Here is a 19,454-nt window from a genome sequence, read left to right on the forward strand (position 1 = left end):
ACGCGGCGCGTGGGAACGAGAAAGGGCGAATAGCATAGGTGGGTGCGTTATTTTAACTCGCAAGATAAGTTAATCCTGAATACGCAGGAAGTCAGCGAGGTGCCGAACGTAGTTTGTGCGTCGGCGGAAGACGTCGCCGACAACCATCAGCGCTTGCAGGAAACTTTGCAGGTGTATTTGTGAGCGAAGGTTTCTTCGCTGGCGCTTACGGCGGCGATGCCTCGCGCTTGCCGGCGGAAGCCAAGCTGGAATGCAAGATATGCTGGCATGTCTACGATCCGGCCAACGGAGACGCCGTCTGGCAGGTGCCGCCCGGTACCGCCTTTGCCAATTTGCCTGAGCATTGGAGTTGCTCACGATGGGGTGCGCCGAAGCAGGGATTTTTGCTTTTGGACGAACCCGTATAAGCCGCAGATCCGGCCGATCTCTCCGCGAGATCTTGGACTTCGACGATTTGAGCGCTCGATTCGCGCGCCGGATCGGCTTTGGTTAAACTCAGAGGCATCCATTTCCAAACCTGGACTTGCCGCCGCGCGTTCGATGTATACAGACCTACACTGCCACTCCGCTCGGCCGGAAGCCGAGCTTAGCCTGATCAATTTCGACTTGACCTCGCTAAACGCCAACGACGTCGACGCCGCCATCGAAGCGGCCGGGCGAAGCCGTATCAGCGCCGGACTGCATCCGTGGTACTTGGCCGAGCCTACTCTGACGCCAGCCTTCGACGCCTTGGAGCGTTTGTCGCCCTATCTGGCCGCGGTCGGCGAATGCGGTTTGGATCGATGCGCCGCTACGCCTTACGAACTACAACGGCGGACTTTCATCCGTCAGATCGAATGCGCCGAACGCTGGGAAAAACCGTTGATCGTGCATTGCGTGCGCGCTTACGGCGATTTGCTGGTGCTGCGGCAAACGTTAAAACCCAAGCAAGTTTGGATCGTGCATGGCTTTACCGGCAAGCCGGGCTTGGCCGAGCAACTCGTCTGCGCCGGCTGCTATTTGAGTTTCGGCAAGGCCTTGCTGAACCCGCGCGCCTCGGCCAGAGACAGTTGGCGTACTACGCCGCTGGATCGGGTGTTCCTGGAAACCGACGTGGCCGACATCTCGATTGCGACAATCCATGCCGAAGCGGCTACAATTCGCGGCCTTGATTTAACCGCGCTGCAACGCCAACTCGTTGCCAATTTCGATAGAGTGTTTCGATGACCGACTTAAGCTGGCTGTCCCGTACCGAATTGCTGATCGGCAAGCCCAAACTCGACAAGCTGCAACAATCTCACGTGTTGGTGGTCGGCATGGGCGGGGTCGGCTCCTATGCGGCGGAATTCATCTGCCGGGCCGGCGTCGGCAAAATGACCATCGTCGACGGCGACGTCGTCGAAGCCAGCAACCGCAATCGGCAACTGCCGGCACTGGCGACCACCCACGGCCAGCCCAAGGCCGACGTGATGGGCGCCCGGCTGCTGGCGATCAATCCCGACCTCGATCTGACCATCAAATACGAATTCATCACGCCGGATACTGCAGCCACGCTGCTGGACGAATGCCACTACGACTACATCGTCGACGCGATCGACAGTTTGACGCCAAAAATCCATCTGATCCGGGCGGCCAAGGCGCGCAAGCTGAAAATCGTCTGTTCGATGGGCGCCGGCGGCAAACTCGATCCTACCCACTTGAAAGTCGTCGACATATCCAAGACGTACAACTGCCCGTTCGCCCAGTTCATTCGAATACGCTTACGCAAGCACGGCATTCATCGCGGCGTAAAAGTGGTATTTTCGCCGGAAGTGGTGAACAAGGATTCATTGATGTTCACCGACGGCAGCAATTACAAGAAATCGGCCTACGGCACGATTTCCTATCTGCCGGCGGCTTTCGGCGGGGTTTGCGCGTCGGTGGTGATCCGCAATTTGATCCACGACCCGGCCCATCACTGACGCGAACCAACCGGAGCCACCATGTCAAAATCCACACCCAGTAACGGCCCGCGCCAGATCAATCTGGTAAACAGCAAACGGCTGCAAGCCTTGCGCTCGGGATCGACAGCCGCGGAATCCGGTCCATCGAACCGGAATGGCTCAACTCCGCCGCTTGCTGGCCCGGATGCCGCTAGCGCGCGCTTGCAACTGGAAGTCCGCCGCTGCCTGGCCGAGATCCTGCGACAACTGCCGCCCGGCAAGCAGCGCAGCCTGTTCAAAATCCGTTACGGTGTCTATCCCGAGCAGCTGGAAAGTCTAGCACCCAACGAAGCGGCACGGATTTTGGGCTTGCCCGTCGGCCAACGACGTTAACCCCACATCCCGGTTAGTCCGCCGCGTCGTCATCCGGTTGTTCGCGGCGCGCGAACTCGGCACGGCGGGCACGGCCCTCCGGACTATCATCGCGCCGGGACTGAAACTCGTCCATTAACGTCGATCCGCACACGCAATTTCTGAACACCGCGACGACCGCCTGATCGTCGTCGTCCAACATTTCCCGCAATCCGGTGTTACCGGCCGGTAAATCGACGGTTTGCGCCAGAAAGTCCTCGGCGCTGTTATAGACGCGCCCGCAAGTGCGGCAACTGCGCGGAAACGAGGCTTGGGTGGCGCGTAGCCCTTCGAATCGATGATCGGTCATCGCGAAAACTCCAAAAGCGCGGCCGGCTGGCCTAATCGAAAACCGGTGTGAAGCCAAACCGGCAACTGGCTTATAATGCTCGGCCAGGCGAGGTAAGGACAGCAATTTGTCGAATCCGCGCAGTATAAACCCAAGCAACGGCAACCGATCACCCGGCCCGGCCTTTCCGGAACGCACCCGATTCATGTACACGATAGAACCCAACCAGGATTATCGCGACCAAAGCCTGCGCCAACACGGCGAGCTGTCGGCCTCGCAATTGCAAGCCGATGCCGCCCGGCATTACGACGACTGCTACCGCGACTACTTGTTCGCCTGGTGCAATCGCGACAATCTGGCCTTGCATTACGGCTATTGGAACAGCCACGCGCGTTACGACCAACATCAGGCTTTGTTAAACAAGAATCGGGTTTTATATGAAGCCGGCGGCCTGAACGCCAACCACCGGGTGTTGGATGCCGGCTGCGGCATCGGCGGCAGCAGCATCTGGATGGCGAAAAACCACGGCAATCGGGTAACCGGTATCACGATCAGCGCCAAGCAGGCCGAGTACGCCCGCCAACACGCCAAACGCCACGGCGTGGCCGATTTGGTAGACTTCCAGGTAGCGGATTTCTGCGCGACGCCGTTCGCGGACGCCAGTTTCGACGCGGTATGGGCGCTGGAGAGCTCGTGTCATGCGCTGAATAAAGGCGATTTTTTGCGGGAAGCCTGGCGGGTCTTAAAGCCCGGCGGCCGCTTGATCGTTTGCGACGGCTTTTTATTGCAGCGCGAATTCGACGAAGCCCAGTGGCAAGCCGTCGTGACTTGCTTGAACGGCTGGGCCGTACCCAACCTATGCTCCCGCGATGAAATTACCGAATTGGCCGGCCGCGAGGGCTTTCAAAACGTGGTTTGTCACGACATCACCGCGCAGACCCAACCGTCGGTAGAGCACATGTACAAAGTCGCCAAACGCCTGCAACCGGTTCAGAAAGTCAGTCAATGGTTGGGCCTGCGCAGCAAGGCGCAAACCGCGAACTATTTGGTCGGACTGGCGCAGCATCGACTGTTTCACGACAAACTCACCGAGTACTGTATTATTACCGCCCAAAAAGCCTGATCGAGAAATCAATGCCGTTTTCGCGCCCGTTATTTCTGTTCAACCTGCTGCCGGTTTGCCTATTGGCCGGCTGCGCGACCGTTCCCGCCGGCAGTCTTCACGACAATTTCGCCGATTACGCCGAGTCGGTGTTTCGCCATCAAAACGCGTTGATCAGCCGCTTAATGATGCTGAACGACAACGACGAGCTGAGCGATACCGACCTGCTGGATAAAGCCGAAGAGCGCATGCACGACGCCTGCCACTGGCTGAACGAATACGCGGAACGGGAGAGCGACGGCGACAGTATGAGCTGGCGCTTCAAAGCCAAGGTTCAGGACAGCATAGAACCTTGCGACCGCCGCATTCAAGAACTGGAAACCCTGCTGGGTCAATACGACAAACCTTAAGTCACGACTTCCACCGAACCGGGCAGTACCAACATCGCCAGTCAATTCCGAATCACTCGGCGGCACCCACCGCTCGACACGACGCCCGTGAGCGGGTCGAAGGCCTTACCCAAGAATCCATGACACCCAACGTAGGTTTCGAACGCCGCCCAGCGGTACTACCCTGACCGGCTTTGGAAAGAATTAATCCAACCAGGCTTCGCTGCCGCCCACGAATAAGCGATACGCCGGATTGGCGGTTTCCTCCCGATAAGCCAAACCCAACACGTCCAAACAATGTTGAAACGGTCCACACTGATTGTCGGCCAATTGCAGACCGATCAAAACCTTGCCGAACGCCGCGCCGTGATTGCGGTAGTGGAACAGGCTGATATTCCACTGGCTGCCCAGGGCCATCAAAAACTTTAACAAGGCACCGGGACGTTCCGGAAATTGCAAGCTATAAACCCGCTCGCGCAGCTCGCGGGGCGCGTGACCGCCAACCATGTAGCGAATATGGTCCTTGGCCAGTTCGTTGCCGGTCATATCGGTGACCGGAAATCCGTCGTCGCGCAATTGCGCGATCAGTTGCTGGCGATCGGTTTCCGCACCGCTGCTGCTGATCCCGACGAAGACCTGGGCCAGACGGCTGTCGAAATAGCGGTAATTGAATTCGGTGATCGAGCGCTTGCCGAGCATTTTGCAAAACTTCAGAAAGCTGCCCGGTACTTCCGGTATCGTCACCGCCAATAAAATTTCCCGGTGCTCGCCGACCTGGGTGCGCTCGGCGACATAGCGCAAACGGTCGAAATTGATATTGGCGCCACTGTCGATCGCGATCAGGGTTTGCTGCGTCAAACCGTTCTGTTCGGCGTATTTTTTCAAACCGGCTACCGCCAGCGCGCCGGCCGGTTCGGCGACCGAACGGGTATCGTCGAAGATGTCCTTGATCGCCGAACAAATTTCGTCGGTGCTGACGGTCATGACTTGATCGACCGATTGCTTGGCGATTCGAAACGGCTCGGCGCCGATTTGCCTGACCGCCACGCCATCGGCAAACAATCCGACCTGATCCAAGACCACCCGCTCGCCGGCGATCAAGGCCTGATTCAGGCAGTCGGCGTCGTCGGGCTCGACCGCGATCACCTTGATATCCGGACGCACGAATTTGACGTAGGCGGCGATCCCGGCCACCAAGCCGCCGCCGCCGACCGGCACGAATATCGCGTGAATGTCGGCATTGTGTTGGCGCAGAATTTCCATCGCCACGGTGCCTTGGCCGGCGATGACGTCCGGATCGTCATAGGGATGAATGAAGATCATGCCCTTCTCGGCCACCAATTCCATCGCATGCGCATAGGCTTCGTCGTAGGAATCGCCGTGCAACACAATCTTGGCGCCGCGCGCCTTCACCGATTTGATTTTGATTTCCGGGGTGGTCCTGGGCATCACGATCAATGCCTTGATGCCCAGTTTTTTGGCGGCCAGCGCCACACCTTGCGCATGGTTGCCGGCCGAGGCGGCAATCACGCCATGTTGAATCTGCTCGGCGGTCAGCGACGCAATTTTGTTATAGGCTCCGCGCAGCTTGAACGAGAACACCGGCTGCAAGTCTTCCCGCTTTAAATAAACCTTGTTATTGATCCGTTCCGACAAAGTCGGCGCAAAGTCCAACGGTGTCTCCTCGGCCACGTCGTAGACTTTTGCCCGCAATATTTTTTCGATGTAATTGTGCATTGAATTCCTCGGCATGAACCGGTCGGCATGCCCCGTTTCCGACCGGTTGGTCGGCGTAAAAACAGCTGAGAGATCGGCGTTAATCGGTTATTATCCCATACAATGACGGGTCGAACGCCGAGTCAGATTTATAAGAGCATACTCATCAGGATTTCCTACCATGACGCAAGACGAATTAAAAAAACAAGTCGCCCAAGCCGCTTTGCAATACTTGAAAAACGTGCCCATCATCGGCATGGGCACCGGTTCGACGGTAACTCATCTGATTAACCTATTGGCCGATTGCGACTTCAAAAACGACATCGAAGGCGCGGTGTCCAGTTCCGGCAAAACCACCGAGCATTTACGCTCCATCGGCATTCCGGTCCTTGAACTGAACCAAACCGGCGACCTGGAAGTGTATGTGGACGGCGCCGACGAAGTGACGCCGCATAAAAAAATGTTGAAAGGCGGCGGCGGCGCGCTGACCCGCGAAAAAATCATTGCCGGCGCCAGCAAGAAATTCGTCTGCATCGTCGACGAAACCAAATGCGTGGACATCCTGGGTAAATTCCCGCTGCCGGTCGAAGTGCTACCGCTATCGCGCAGCTTCGTCGCCCGTCAATTGGTGAAAATGGGCGGTCAACCCGAGCTGCGGATGAACAAAGAGACCGGGGCCAGTTACATCACCGACAACGGCTGCGAGATTCTCGACGTCTACAATCTGAATATCGTCGACCCCGTCGAAATGGAAAAAGCCATCAATAATATTCCGGGCGTCATCACCAACGGCCTGTTCGCGTTGCGCGACGCCGACGTGGTACTGGTTGGCAAAGGCAGCGAAGTCATCAGCTACTAAGCTCCGCCCACCGCGCTCTACCGGCGGACCCAATGTCAACGGTGTCCGCCATTGCTTACCGTTACCCTATCGCCACAAACCGTCATTCAGGAAACACCCCATGTCCGACATCGAAATCGCCCAACAGGCGAAAATGCGCCCGATCATTGAGCTCGCCGGCGAGAAATTCGGCATACCCGCCGAACATTTGGACCCCTACGGCCATTTCAAGGCCAAGCTGTCGCTGGAATACCTGAATTCCCTGCATGATAAGAAAGACGGCAAACTGATCCTGGTCACCGCCATCAGCCCCACCCCGGCTGGCGAGGGCAAAACCACCACCACGGTGGGTTTGGGCGATGCCTTGAATCGAATCGGCAAGAAAACCATCATCTGCTTGCGCGAACCCTCGCTGGGCCCCTGTTTCGGCGTCAAGGGCGGCGCGGCCGGCGGCGGCTATGCGCAAGTAGTGCCGATGGAAGACATCAATCTGCATTTCACCGGCGATTTTCACGCGATCGGCGTCGCCCATAATCTGCTGTCGGCCTTGATCGACAATCACATCAACCACGGCAACCCACTCGACATCGACCCGCGCCGCATCCAATGGAAGCGCGTCGTCGACATGAACGACAGAGCCTTACGCAAGATCGTGGTCGGCATGGGCGGCGCGGCCAACGGCTATTTGCGCGAGGATGGCTTCGACATCGTCGTGGCGTCGGAAGTGATGGCGATTTTGTGCCTGGCCACCAGCCGCGCCGATTTGAAGGAGCGCCTGGGCCGCATCGTCATCGGCTATAAATCCGACAAGGTCACGCCGGTTTACGCCCGCGACCTGAACGCCCACGGCGCGATGGCGGCGGTACTGAAAGACGCGATCAAACCGAATCTGGTGCAAACCCTGGAGAACAATCTGGCCATCATCCACGGCGGCCCGTTCGCCAATATCGCCCACGGCTGCAATACCGTCACCGCCACCAAAACCGCGTTGAAACTGGCCGATTACGCGGTCACCGAGGCCGGTTTCGGCGCCGACTTGGGCGCGGAGAAATTCATCGACATCAAATGCCGGATGGCCGGCTTGACACCGTCGGCCGTGGTATTGGTCGCGACGGTACGGGCACTGAAATTTCACGGTGGCGTGGCCAAGGACGAGTTGAATCAGGAAAATCTGGCCGCGCTGGAAAAAGGTTTCGCCAATCTGGAACGCCATCTCAGCAACATCCAAAATCATTACGGCTTACCGTGCGTGGTCAGCATCAACCATTTTACCTTTGACACCGATGCCGAAATCCAATTGCTGAAAAGCAAGTGCGAGGCCTTGAGCGCGAAATGCGTGATTGCCAAACATTGGGCGCATGGCGGCGCCGGCGCGGAAGAGCTGGCAAACGCCGTGTTGGATATTGTCGACCACCGCGAACCGGAATTCAGCTTCGTTTACGACAGCGAGTTGCCGCTGTGGAACAAGATCGAAGCCATTGCCACCAAGCTCTACGGCGCCGCCAACGTCTCGGCCAGTCCAAAAGTGATGAGCGAAATCAAGGCCCTGCAAGCCAGTTACGGCCATTTTCCGATCTGCATGGCCAAAACCCAAATGTCGTTTTCGACCAACCCCAACAGCAAGGGGGCACCGTCGGGACACACGGTCGAAATCAGCGAAGTGCGGCTGGCCAACGGCGCCGGTTTCATCGTCGCCATCGCCGGCGACATGATGACCATGCCCGGCTTGCCGAAAGTGCCGGCCGCGGAGCGCATCGACATCAGCGACGACGGTGTCATCAGCGGTTTATTTTAACGCTGAGCGTCAGCGAAAGGGCTTGGGCTGGCGGCTTCGGTTCCAAGCTCCGAGTCATTTGCCACCATCGCCGCTTGTTTGGCGTTCTGCTATGCTTAATCGACCATTTTGATAGCGACGACACGTCAGCGGTAGGTTTGCGCTAACGGTGTTTTCGTTATCGATGCGTTGAAGGCGCCAAACGGAGGCACTGGCATGGCAACATTCATTTGGCAGGACCGATATTCGATAGGCGACGCGACAGTGGACGACCAGCATCGGCAAGTGTTCGAGCTGGCCGAACAGGTTCTGGGCGCTAGCGACCGCGACGAACTGATTCATTTGTTCATTCGTTTTTTCCGGCACATCCGCGAACACTTCCATTGCGAGGAAGCGCTGATGAAGCGCCTCGATTACCCCGGCTACCAAGCCCATGTCGCCGCGCACGATCAAATGCTGGACGAACTCATCCATCTCAGCAGCGAAGTGCGCGGCGACCGTTGGAATCGTTCGGAAATCACCCGCTTTGTCAACGACTGGATATTGGTACACATCGTTGAAGTCGACCGCTTGCTGGGCGACTTCCTAGCTGACATGGCGGCGTCAACCACGCCGAGCCAAGCCGATCTCAGACTCCATTCGCACTGAGCCAGCCCTATGCCTCACGCGGCCGGAGACACTAGTGTCGATGCTCGGTTAAGCCGAGTCAGTCCCGGTCTGCAACCAACTCGCGCAGCTGCGACAACTCTTCCAAAGACAAGACTCGCCCGATCGCCAACAAAATGATGAAGGCGTCGTCTACTCGCGCCATCGCCTGAATGAAATCGGTGCGGATATCGGTACCGAAATCCGGCGCCGGTTGGATATTGGCCGGCGGTATCTCCAAAATCTCCCGTACTTCATCGACCAGCATTCCGATTAATTGACTGGTTTCAGCCACTTGCACGGCCACCAACACAATACAGCTCAGCTTGCTGATTTGGGTTGGCTTATGGCGTAATCGGGCCGCCAGATCGATAACCGGCACCACGTTACCGCGCAGATTGATCACGCCGTGTATGTAATCCGGCGTCAACGGCACCCGAGTCACGTTGACGATTTCGATGATTTCCTTGATATCCAAAATGCTGACGCCAAAGGTCTCGTCACCCACCAGAAAGGTCAAATATTGGCCGACCTGCTCCGGCACGGCCAACGAATTTCCCAACTCGCTCCGCATTAAATTCGTCATGGCCGGCTCCGCCTAAAAGCGTTCGAAGTCTTGATCGTTAAAATCCAGACTGTTGTCCGCCGAAGCAGGCGCCACGACTGGTTTGATGCTATAGGGCTTGGCAACGTTACGCGCCGGCCCGCGCATCGAAGAAGCGCCGCGACCGTTCGACGCGGCCCCGCGCCGGCCTTCGTTCACCTTGAAAAATGCCACGGCCTGCTGGAGTTGCACGGCCTGACCGTTCAGCTCTTCGGCGGTCGCCGCCAATTCCTCGGCGCTGGCGGCATTCTGCTGAGTGGCTTTATCCAATTGCCGCATGGCGTCGTTGATTTGATTGATGCCGCTGGATTGCTCCACCGACGCGGCGCTGATTTCTTGAACCAGGTCGGAGGTTTTTGCAATATTAGGCACCAAGGCGTTGATCAAGGCCCCGGCTTTTTCGGCGATCGCGACGCTACTGCTGGCGAGTTCGTTGATCTCCCCGGCCGTGACCCGGCTGCTCTCGGCCAATTTCCGCACTTCCGCCGCCACTACCGCAAAGCCCTTGCCGTGCTCGCCGGCCGAGGCGGCTTCTATCGCGGCATTCAGCGACAACAGATTGGTTTTATAGGCAATGTCTTCGATCAGGCCGATCTTTTTCGCGATATTCTTCATCGCCGCGACAGTCTCGTTGACCGCCGCTCCGCCCTCGCGAGCGTCGTTCGCGGAACGGACCGCCATTTGCTCGGTAACGTGGGCATTTTCGGTATTTTGTTGAACCGAGGCGTTGAGCTCCTCAATCGACGATGTGGTTTCCTCAACGCTGGCCGCCTGTTCGGTGGCCGCCTGACTCAACGACTGGGCGGTGATACTGACCTGTTCCGACGCATTGTTGAGATTGTCCGAATTGAACCTAACCTGCTGAACCACCCGCCCCAACTGGTCGCGCATGTCTCGCAAGGCCTGAGCCAATTGGCCGATTTCGTCCTTGCCTTCGACTTCCAGATCGGCGCTGAGATCGCCATCCGCCAAAGCCTTTGCAAAACCGACGCCGGTCACGATGGGTCGGGTGATTAAATTGGCTAAAAAGATGGCGATCAACACCCCCAGGATCAACGATACCGCGATCGTCACCAAGATGATTTTATTGGCTTCCGAAACCAAGCTGTCGGCATCCTGCCGCGCGATGTCCAGTTGCGCGAAGCCCGATTCCTCGGCGGTCTGGGCTTGCTGGATCACGTCGTCGCCGGCGTCGAGCATTTCCTTGCGCATCAGCTTCATTTGCTCGTCGTTGTCTATCCAGGTTTGCGCGGCCTGATGGTAATCGTGCGCCGCCGTTCTGGCATCGGCGATAATCCGCTTGCCTTCTTCCGTCCCGGCAATCTTTTCCAGATCGTCATAAATGCCGATCAACTCGGGCAACCAAACCTGCATTTTTTTCCAGGCCGCGCGATCCTTCAGATTCAACTCCTCCTTTTCGGCGCGCATGATCTCCAAGGCCTTGATGTAGGCTTGGGTCGCGCCAACATAGCGCTGCACGAATTGATCGAGTTCCGCCGCGTTGGCGCCTTTGTCCTTGGCCTCTTGATAGCGGGCGACTTGGCGTTTCAAATAAGCATCGGCGGCTTTCGCAACCGCATTGCCTTTTTCCACCATGGTTTCGGCGGCTTCCTTATTGGCGGTGTACCCGGCCAACACAGCCTGAAACTTCTCGCCAAATTTAGCGGCGCCGCTTCTGGCTATTTTCGATTGGCTCAGCAGTTCATTATTGCCGTACTGTTTGGCCACCTGATCGATTTTGTCCAGGTAAACCGACAGCTTCTTTAAACTTTCTAGTAACTGTTGGGCGTCTTCCTGCTTTTGGGAGAGCCGGTACGAACGTTGCGCCACTAAGGCTTCCAATGCCATGCGTTCCACGCCGGTGGCGTATTCGACGGCTTTTCCGTTGTTGTCGGTGATGCCGAACAGCGCCCCGGACACTTCGCCGATGTAAACGCGCGCCAGCAAGCCAAATCCCACGGTAATCGCCACCAACAGCATGGCACCCGTCAATATTTTAGTTTTTATTCTGAGATCGTTGATGTTCATCGATAGACCCTGTTTGGCAAAAGAAAAAGTGATTTACTGTCACGCGCTGGATGCGGTTAATCGGGATGGGCGGCGCGTCATGGCGGCCTGGACCAGGCCGGGAACATCCAAAATCAAGGCCACGGTACCGTCGCCGAGTACCGTGGCGCCAGTAATACCGGTCAACTTTTCGAACACCTTGCCCAGCGGCTTGATGACGGTTTGGTGCTCGCCATGCAATTCGTCGACGACGAAACCGGCCTTGCCGCGACCGGATTTCACCACCACCATGCTTTCCCGACGCCCCTCGCCGGTTTCGGTTCTGGGTTGCTGGAAATATTCGCTCAAGCGCAGGTAAGGCAACACCTGACCGCGCAGATTGATATAGTGCTCGACCTCGTCGATGTTGCATTCCTTATCACCCATCTCCAGACATTCGTCGACCAGATTGAGCGGAATGATGTAACGCTCGCGGTCGCAGCCGACCATGAATCCGTCGATGATCGCCAGCGTCAGCGGCAGCTCGATACTGATCGTCGTGCCTTGGCCTTCGACGCTGTCGATCGCGACGCTACCGCGTAGCGCTTCGATGTTTTTCTTGACCACATCCATGCCGACGCCGCGCCCGGACAGGCTGGTCGCTTGTTCCTTGGTGCTGAGACCGGCCGCGAAAATCAGACCGTAAATTTCCTGGCGACTCAAACTATGATCGGCCTTGATCAAACCGGCGGCAATCGCCTTGGCGACTATTTTGTCGGCATTCAAGCCGGCGCCGTCATCGGAAACCTGAATGACAATGTGGCCGGACTGATGAAACGCGTTCAGATGCACGCTACCCTGGGCCGGCTTGCCGGCCGCCAAGCGCTGCTCCGGGGGTTCGATGCCGTGATCGAGCGCGTTTCTGACCAAATGCGTAAGCGGGTCGTTGATTTTTTCGACCATGGCTTTATCCAACTCGGTTTCGCCGCCGCTGATATAAAGCTCGATATCCTTGCGCAACTCCTTCCCAACATCCCGGACCACGCGCCGAAACCGCGAAAAGGTCTCGCCGATCTGCACCATCCTGAGCTCCAACGCGGTATCGCGTATCGATCCGACCAACGCGTTCATGCCGGCCGCGACGTCTCCAGCGTCGCCGAGACCATGGCGCTCGACGATTAAATTCATCGCCGCGCTGGAGATCACCAATTCGCCGACCAGATCGATCAGATGGCCCAGTTTGCCGGCATCGACGCGGATGTAATTCGCTTCCGCAGCCAACTTTTGCTTGGTCTGTTCCTGTTTCCGCAAGGCGTGCTCGACGATGGGTTGCTGTACCACCTGTCTTTCCACCAGGATTTCACCAATCGGCTTGCCGGCTCCGATGCCTCGGGCGGCATCCTGTTCTCGCAACGCGGAGTCGATTTCGCCGCGCGTCAGGGCGCCGATTTCGACCAACATATCGCCGAGCTTTTGCCACTGAGCCGGCTCCAAATTGTCTAATAACCCCAAGTAGTCGCTGAGCTTGGCGTTCGGCGGCAAAATTTTGATGTCGCAGTCGTCCACGATAAATTCGAAAACCGATTCGATGGTTTGCTTGTTCGCCTCGCTTTGCAAAGCGATCTTGAAATGCAGATAACAGCTTTCGGGGTCCATCGAATCGCCGGCCGGCATCGCCGGCGCCAGCGTCAATATCTGGCGAATCTCGCCCAGCGTGGTCAAATAGCGAATGAACGACAAGGGGTCCATGCCGTTGCGAAACGCATTCTCGCCGAATGCCAACGAAATGAGCCAGTGGTCGTCCGCTGAAATCGGTCCGCCGGCTTCACTGGTCAATACCGAAGGTTCCGGCGCCGGGCTAACCGCACCTTCGCACCGTCCGCCCAAACGGCCGATCAGCGAGCGCCCGCGTGCCACCAAATCCTCCGGCAACGCCGTTTCCGGCGCCGCCAGACAATGTTCAACCAGCTGGGCAACATGATCCTTGCTGTCCAACAACACGGAAATCAATTCGGCGTCGATCGGCCGCTCGCCCTGGCGGACGCCGTCAAGCACCGTTTCCGCTTCGTGCGTGAAGGCAACGATCGGATCGAATCCGAACAGCCCCGACGAACCCTTGATGGTATGCATGGCTCGAAACAAGCGGTTCACGATTTCGGCATCGCCAGGCGCCGACTCCAGCGCCAGCAACGCGTCTTCCATATCGTTCAGCAACTCGCCGGCTTCCTGGGCAAAAATGTTTAATGCGGCATCGAAATCGCTCATGATTCATTCCCACTTGCGGTTAACACCATCGGATCGCCGAAATGCTCGCCCAGGTTCAACAATTCGAAGACATCGACGACGGCCTGACTATGGCCGATCAGCCGCATTGCGACATCCCGGCGCGCGCACTCTTGTTTCATGTACATCAACAACTGCACGCCGGCGCCGTCGAACTCGCGAACGGCGGATAGATCGATCTGCAATTCGCTGGCGACATCCAGATAGGCCGCCAATTGCCCGCGCGCATCGCGGACTTGATAGATCGTCAACTCAGCCTGCGCGGCGAGCTCCACTCGGCCGCCATCCACCGTTATTTCCCGGATGCTCACGAAACGCCCCTCACTACCGACCGGAACCGGCCACAAAGTTATCGTAATCGCCGAAGCCGCCGACGATTTTGTCTTGGATCAGAAAAACGTGATATCGCCGTCGTCCGCCGGCCCGGCACTCTCGACAGCCGCGCCTGAAGTATGATTGATCAGCTCTTCCGGCATCGTATAGCTTAGCTCCATCCTGGAAAGAATTTGCGCGACATCAAGGCTGCCGGCATGCCAGTCGCTACTGTCGTGACGGGTTTCGACCGCATTTTGCAGGCCTTCGAGATTGTGCTCGACATGGCTGAGCATTTGGCTGACCCGATCTTGAAATTGGAAAGCGATAAGTACCGAGAAAATCTCGTCGCGAATTTGGGCGCTATGACCTCGCAACAGATTGCCTTCGCTCTTGGAAGCATCCAGCGCGCGCTGCAAGTCGTCCAGCGCGGAACGTATCGACTGTTCCGCGTCGCGGATGGTTCTGTCGTCATTGCTGCCGGAAGCTTCCGACAATTTCAACGTCGACTCCATCGCCCGATTGATATCGCCGATGGCCTGACTGATTTTTTCGCCGGTTGACGACGAAAATCCGGCCAGCTTTCGGACTTCGTCGGCAACCACGGCGAATCCGCGCCCATTTTCGCCGGCGCGGGCAGCCTCGATCGCCGCGTTCAGCGCCAACAAATTAATTTGCTCGGCCACTTTGCGGACCTCCTTGGCCATCGAGTCCAACTGGCGGGTGTGCGACGACAATTTTCGAACTTCGTCGACGACGGTATGCTCGACTTCCTGAATTTGGCCCAAGGCCGCCAGCACAGCCGATAGCGCGCCGCGGCTCTCGTTGAATAGCGAATCCACGCTACGTCCGCCTGAGTTTTGGCCGGTACCGGCAATCAACTGTTCCAGGTTGCCCGCCATCGCCGCGAAGCGATCGGTCAACACGGTGATTTCCCGTTCGGTGTGGGTGCGGGAGGTCTGAACTTGCCTCAGTACTATCGGCACGACTTGCAGGAACAAGCGTTCCAATTCGCCGACGTAAATCTTTAAATCGTTGACTTTATCGTCTTCGTCGCCTTGCCAGAATTGCGCGCAACGCTGAACCCGCTCGCGCAAGCGCACCGCCAAATATTGGCCGACCACAAACCCGCCGAGAACCAGACCGGCGGCCAGCGCCCACGAAAGTGGACTAAAATTCCCGAGTAGGACGACGGCCGAGCTGCTGAGCACGCTCAAACCGATCGGCAATAGACGGAAACTGGTGGCATCGGAAAGTTCGGCTGTCGATAGACCGGCTGGGGTTGGCATAGTGGTTCCGGAATTGAATAAAATGACTACGATTGATCTTAGTGGGTTTTATGGCATCATTCAACTTAACGGCGGCCCGTTATTCGGTTTGTGGAGGACCCAGTTATCAGCATTTCGCCCATCACGCCGGAAGAGTTCGAGCGGTTTCGCCGCTTGCTGCAAGAACACGCCGGCATCGCGCTACTCCCGGAAAAACGCGTCATGGTCGCCAGCCGCTTGGCTAAACGTCTGAACTTTTACGGCCTCGACAACTACGGCGCCTATTTCCGCCTAGCGACCGATCCCGAACACCCGGACGAGTTCCAGATACTGGTCAACGCGTTGACCACCAACGAAACCTATTTTTTCCGGGAACCCAGCCATTTCGAGTTCCTGCGCGACAAGATGCTCCCCGCCTGGCCGACTCAGCCGCTCAGAATCTGGAGCGCGGCTTGCTCCAGCGGCGAGGAGGCGTATTCGCTGGCGATGGTGCTGGCCGACAAAGGCCGCAATCGAGCCTGGGAAGTCCTGGGTTCCGACCTCAGCACCAGAGTTCTGGAGGTCGCCAGAGCCGGCATATATCCACTGGACAGAATCGAACAATTGGAGCGCCGTCTGATGGAAAAATATTGCCTGAAGGGCGTCCGCAGCCAAGCCGGCCATTTCCGGGTCAACGCCGAGCTGCGCGAACGCGTCAAATTCGAGCAAATCAACCTGACCCAGCCCTTGCCCGGCCATCTCGGTAAATTCGACGCGATCTTTCTGCGCAACGTGTTGATCTATTTCGATCCGGATACCAAAAAACGCGTCGTCGAAAATCTGTTGCCCGCGCTGCAACCGCACGGCTACTTCGTCGTCAGCCACTCGGAAAGCCTGCACTCGGTCACGCAACGCCTGCAAACCGTCGTACCCTCGATCTACCGACTGTCATGAGAGCCACCCCTTACCGCAATACCCAACGCATAACCATCGATCCGGGCGAGCATTACGTATCCCGCAAGCCGGAAGTGATATCGACGCTGCTGGGCTCTTGCGTCGCGGTCTGCCTGTACGATTCGGTCAACGGCGTGTTCGGGATGAACCATTTTCTGCTGGCTTACAAACAACAAGCGGCAAATACGCCTATTATTCAGTCCGATTACGGCCGCTACGGCATTTATTCGATGGAATTGTTGATCAACGACATGATGAAAAAAGGCGCCGACCGCTCGCAACTGAAAGCCAAATGTTTCGGCGGCGGCAACGTTCTGAAACTTCGCGAAGACAGTTGGAATCGGCCGACGGTCGGCGACGTCAACGTTCAATTCGTTCGCGAATTTTTAAAAAACGAAAACATACCGATCGTCAGCGCCTGCCTGGGCGGCGACTACGGTCGCAACGTGCATTTCATGGGCAGCGATTTTTCCGTGTATATCAAAAAAATCGGCCACGGCCTGGAGCTGGCGGTGGTTCAGGACGAACGTCGGTTCTGGAAAAAAACCTTGGACGAAACCAAACGCACTACCGGCGACATCGATTTCTGGTAGCCACCCTCGGCAGGACGATTACTATGACGGACATCAAAATCTTCATCGTGGACGACTCGGCGGTCGTCAGACAGGTATTAACCGCGCTACTGGCCGACATTCCCGGTTTCAAGGTCATCGGTTCGGCGCCGGACCCGATCTTCGCGCAAGCCAAGATGGAAAAAGATTGGCCCGACGTGATCGTGTTGGATATCGAAATGCCGCGGATGGACGGCATCACCTTTCTGCGCAAACTGATGAGCGAACGGCCGACGCCGGTGGTGATTTGCTCGACGTTGACCGCGCGCGGCGCCGAAGTGACCATGCAGGCCATGAGTGCCGGCGCGGTCGATATCATTACCAAGCCTACCGTCAACTTGAAAGGCTTTTTGCAGGAAGCCCAAAGCCAGGTTGCCGACGCAATTCGCGGCGCCGCCCGTGCCCGCGTCAAAAAGACCGCACCGGCCGGCCCGAAAGCCACGTTGACCGTCAACCCGAAATTGAACGCCGACTCGGTGATCGCGCCCTCGACCGCGACGACGATAGGCGAAACCACCGACCGGGTCGTGGCGATCGGCACTTCGACCGGCGGCACTCAGGCCCTGGAATACGTATTGACCCGACTGCCGCGCACCACGCCGGGCATCGTCGTCGTGCAACACATGCCCGAAGCCTTTACCGCCGCGTTCGCCAAGCGCCTGGATAGTTTGTGTCAAATCAACGTCAAGGAAGCCGAGCAGGACGACCGGGTTATTCCCGGCCTGGCGCTGATCGCGCCGGGCGGCAAGCATATGTTGCTGAGGCGTAGCGGCGCCCAATATCGGGTGGAAATCAAGGACGGCCCGTTGGTCAGTCGGCATCGGCCGTCGGTCGACGTGCTGTTCCGCTCGGCGGCCCAGGCGGCCGGCCGAAACGCATTGGGCATCATCATGACCGGCATGGGCGACGACGGCGCCCACGGGATGAAGGAATTGCACGACACCGGCGCCTTGACCGTCGCACAGGACGAGGCCAGTTGCGTGGTCTACGGCATGCCCAAGGAAGCCGTGAAACTGGGGGCAACCGACGGCGAACTGCCGCTATCGGCGATACCGGAGTTAATCATCCATTCGCCGACTCGCGCCAAGTTCCTGAAAGGCTGAAGCGCTAAGGCATTAAGCAACTTGCAGCGCGCGGCACCGCCAGCCGTAATAACCGATGTACAGATAGCACAGCAGCGGGACGATAAACGCATGTTGTATCCCCCAGCGATCCGCCAACGCGCCTTGCAACACCGGTAAAATCGCGCCGCCGACAATCGCGGCGCAGAGTATCCCGGAGCCTTGCCCGGTATGTTTGCCCAAGCCGGTCAACGCCAGCGAAAATATGGTCGGAAACATGATGGAGTTAAACAAGCCGACCGCTAAGATCGTCCACATCGCCCAGCCGCCGCCGATCAACATCGTCGCGGCCACCAAACCCGCCGCGCTCAAGGCGTTGAACGCCAGCACGCCGCCGGGCGCCAATGAACGCATCGCCGCCGCGCCGACGAAGCGGCCGACCATCGCCCCGCCCCAATAAAACGACACATAGCGACCGGCTTCGGCGTCGGTGAAGCCGCCGATGTCCGGCTGGCTCAGAAAACTCACCAAGAAGCTGCCGATAGACACTTCGCCGCCGACGTAAACAAAAATCGCCAGCGCGCCCAGCACCAGATGTGGGTAACACCAGGCGCTGGCCCGGCTGTCGCCGCCTACGCCATCGGCTGACGACGCTTCGGCTTCGACGGCCGGCAGTTTCAGCAGCGCAAACACGACCGCCAGTAAAAACAGCACCGTCGCCAACAGCAAATACGGATACTGTACCGCCGCCGCTTCGACGGCCTGATAGGCCGCCAAGTCCTCCGCGCTCAAACCTTGAATCTGCTCTGCGCTTTTCACCGCCGTCGCCAATATCAACCAGGACCCGAAAAACGGCGCCAGCGTGGTGCCCAGCGAATTGAAGGCCTGAGTCAAGGTCAAGCGACTCGATGCGGTTTCCGGTGGCCCAAGCACCGTGACGTAAGGGTTGGCGGCGACCTGCAACAAGGTAATTCCTGAAGCCAACACGAAAAACGCGGTCAAAAACAGCGGGTACAGGCGCAGCCAGGCCGCCGGATAAAACAACAGACAACCGCAGCCCGCCACCGCCAAGCCGATAACGATGCCCCGTTGGTAACCGAGCTTTTCGACCAACAGGCCGCTCGGCACCGACATCACGAAATAGGCCGCGAAGAAGCAAAACTGAATCAGCATCGCCTGGAAGTAGTTCAACGTGAACACTGCCTTCAAATGCGGAATCAGAATATCGTTCAGACAAGTGATGAAACCCCAGATGAAAAACAGCGAGGTCAGAATGCTCAGAGATCCCAGATGCAGGTTGGCGGCTTTCCGCGCGTCGGTCATGGCATTCT

General features: G+C 57.8%; 21 protein-coding genes. 13 read left to right on the forward strand and 8 right to left on the reverse strand.

All coding sequences use genetic code 11. The features are described 5' to 3' along the window. Positions 1 to 42 precede the first annotated feature (42 nt). From A1355_RS24365 to A1355_RS05065, 5 genes are all read left to right on the forward strand, one after another. On the forward strand, positions 43 to 183 hold the full coding sequence (locus tag A1355_RS24365; RefSeq protein ID WP_231883565.1) for a hydrogenase expression/formation protein: 141 nt from the start codon (positions 43 to 45) through the stop codon (positions 181 to 183). Beyond that, positions 180 to 407 carry a rubredoxin gene (locus A1355_RS05050; protein WP_064025639.1) on the forward strand — a complete coding sequence of 76 codons (228 nt, stop codon included), beginning with the start codon at positions 180 to 182 and terminating at the stop codon, positions 405 to 407. The genes A1355_RS24365 and A1355_RS05050 overlap by 4 nt, the downstream gene beginning before the upstream one ends. Before the next feature lie 133 nt (positions 408 to 540). Further along, entirely contained in the window at positions 541 to 1,206 is a 666-nt protein-coding gene (locus A1355_RS05055; RefSeq protein ID WP_064025642.1) for a TatD family hydrolase, read from the forward strand. Continuing rightward, a complete protein-coding gene (locus A1355_RS05060) occupies positions 1,203 to 1,940 on the forward strand; it encodes a tRNA threonylcarbamoyladenosine dehydratase (protein WP_064025644.1) in 738 nt (245 codons plus the stop codon). The genes A1355_RS05055 and A1355_RS05060 overlap by 4 nt, the downstream gene beginning before the upstream one ends. Positions 1,941 to 1,961: 21 nt before the next feature. Further along, positions 1,962 to 2,294 (forward strand): hypothetical protein, encoded by a 333-nt coding sequence (locus A1355_RS05065; RefSeq protein WP_064025647.1) that lies wholly within the window; start codon positions 1,962 to 1,964, stop codon positions 2,292 to 2,294. 13 nt (positions 2,295 to 2,307) lie between these two features. On the opposite strand, the gene A1355_RS25040 is transcribed toward A1355_RS05065, so the two are convergent. Further along, positions 2,308 to 2,622: a hypothetical protein gene (locus A1355_RS25040; RefSeq protein WP_157197753.1), complete on the reverse strand. Its 315-nt coding sequence runs from the start codon at positions 2,620 to 2,622 to the stop codon at positions 2,308 to 2,310. A gap of 184 nt (positions 2,623 to 2,806) precedes the next feature. On the opposite strand from A1355_RS25040, the gene A1355_RS05075 reads away from it, so the two are divergent. Together A1355_RS05075 and A1355_RS05080 are read left to right on the forward strand one after the other, a co-directional pair. Continuing rightward, on the forward strand, positions 2,807 to 3,724 hold the full coding sequence (locus A1355_RS05075) for a methyltransferase domain-containing protein (RefSeq protein WP_064025653.1): 918 nt from the start codon (positions 2,807 to 2,809) through the stop codon (positions 3,722 to 3,724). A gap of 11 nt (positions 3,725 to 3,735) precedes the next feature. Continuing rightward, on the forward strand, positions 3,736 to 4,113 hold the full coding sequence (locus A1355_RS05080) for a hypothetical protein (protein ID WP_064025655.1): 378 nt from the start codon (positions 3,736 to 3,738) through the stop codon (positions 4,111 to 4,113). A 183-nt stretch (positions 4,114 to 4,296) separates the two neighbouring features. Here the strand turns inward: A1355_RS05080 and ilvA are convergent, their stop codons facing one another. After that, complete coding sequence (gene ilvA / locus A1355_RS05085; protein WP_175463702.1) at positions 4,297 to 5,829, reverse strand: threonine ammonia-lyase, biosynthetic; 1,533 nt, start codon at positions 5,827 to 5,829, stop codon at positions 4,297 to 4,299. Between the two features lie 160 nt (positions 5,830 to 5,989). Here ilvA and rpiA point away from each other — a divergent pair, with 160 nt between their 5' ends. From rpiA to A1355_RS05100, 3 genes are all read left to right on the forward strand, one after another. Next, complete coding sequence (gene rpiA / locus A1355_RS05090) at positions 5,990 to 6,667, forward strand: ribose-5-phosphate isomerase RpiA (protein WP_064025659.1); 678 nt, start codon at positions 5,990 to 5,992, stop codon at positions 6,665 to 6,667. Positions 6,668 to 6,767: 100 nt separating this feature from the next. After that, positions 6,768 to 8,441, forward strand: coding sequence for a formate--tetrahydrofolate ligase (locus tag A1355_RS05095; protein WP_064025661.1), 1,674 nt, complete (start codon positions 6,768 to 6,770; stop codon positions 8,439 to 8,441). A gap of 195 nt (positions 8,442 to 8,636) precedes the next feature. Further along, positions 8,637 to 9,068 (forward strand): bacteriohemerythrin, encoded by a 432-nt coding sequence (locus A1355_RS05100; protein ID WP_082885369.1) that lies wholly within the window; start codon positions 8,637 to 8,639, stop codon positions 9,066 to 9,068. Between the two features lie 58 nt (positions 9,069 to 9,126). On the opposite strand, the gene A1355_RS05105 is transcribed toward A1355_RS05100, so the two are convergent. From A1355_RS05105 to A1355_RS05125, 5 genes are all read right to left on the reverse strand, one after another. After that, on the reverse strand, positions 9,127 to 9,651 hold the full coding sequence (locus A1355_RS05105; RefSeq protein WP_064025665.1) for a chemotaxis protein CheW: 525 nt from the start codon (positions 9,649 to 9,651) through the stop codon (positions 9,127 to 9,129). A gap of 12 nt (positions 9,652 to 9,663) precedes the next feature. Then, positions 9,664 to 11,697, reverse strand: coding sequence for a methyl-accepting chemotaxis protein (locus A1355_RS05110; protein ID WP_064025667.1), 2,034 nt, complete (start codon positions 11,695 to 11,697; stop codon positions 9,664 to 9,666). A 39-nt stretch (positions 11,698 to 11,736) separates the two neighbouring features. Further along, positions 11,737 to 13,920 (reverse strand): chemotaxis protein CheA, encoded by a 2,184-nt coding sequence (locus A1355_RS05115; protein WP_064025669.1) that lies wholly within the window; start codon positions 13,918 to 13,920, stop codon positions 11,737 to 11,739. Next, entirely contained in the window at positions 13,917 to 14,249 is a 333-nt protein-coding gene (locus A1355_RS05120; protein ID WP_082885370.1) for an STAS domain-containing protein, read from the reverse strand. Before A1355_RS05120 ends, A1355_RS05115 begins: the two co-directional genes overlap by 4 nt. A gap of 78 nt (positions 14,250 to 14,327) precedes the next feature. Next, positions 14,328 to 15,539: a methyl-accepting chemotaxis protein gene (locus A1355_RS05125; protein WP_064025672.1), complete on the reverse strand. Its 1,212-nt coding sequence runs from the start codon at positions 15,537 to 15,539 to the stop codon at positions 14,328 to 14,330. Between the two features lie 90 nt (positions 15,540 to 15,629). Between A1355_RS05125 and A1355_RS05130 the strand changes: the two genes are divergently transcribed. Genes A1355_RS05130 through A1355_RS05140 form a run of 3 tightly spaced genes read left to right on the forward strand, consistent with a single transcriptional unit; the run spans position 15,630 to position 18,165 of the window. Next, positions 15,630 to 16,451, forward strand: a complete 822-nt coding sequence (locus tag A1355_RS05130; protein ID WP_197471719.1) for a CheR family methyltransferase — start codon at positions 15,630 to 15,632, stop codon at positions 16,449 to 16,451. Continuing rightward, entirely contained in the window at positions 16,448 to 17,044 is a 597-nt protein-coding gene (locus A1355_RS05135) for a chemotaxis protein CheD (protein ID WP_064025676.1), read from the forward strand. Before A1355_RS05130 ends, A1355_RS05135 begins: the two co-directional genes overlap by 4 nt. A gap of 23 nt (positions 17,045 to 17,067) precedes the next feature. Further along, a complete protein-coding gene (locus A1355_RS05140; RefSeq protein WP_064025678.1) occupies positions 17,068 to 18,165 on the forward strand; it encodes a protein-glutamate methylesterase/protein-glutamine glutaminase in 1,098 nt (365 codons plus the stop codon). Between the two features lie 12 nt (positions 18,166 to 18,177). Here A1355_RS05140 and A1355_RS05145 read toward each other — a convergent pair whose 3' ends face one another. Further along, positions 18,178 to 19,446: a sugar MFS transporter gene (locus A1355_RS05145; protein ID WP_064025680.1), complete on the reverse strand. Its 1,269-nt coding sequence runs from the start codon at positions 19,444 to 19,446 to the stop codon at positions 18,178 to 18,180. Between the last annotated feature and the right edge of the window lie 8 nt (positions 19,447 to 19,454).

Origin of the sequence: Methylomonas koyamae (genome assembly GCF_001644025.1) — a bacterium.
Lineage (GTDB): Bacteria > Pseudomonadota > Gammaproteobacteria > Methylococcales > Methylomonadaceae > Methylomonas > Methylomonas koyamae_A.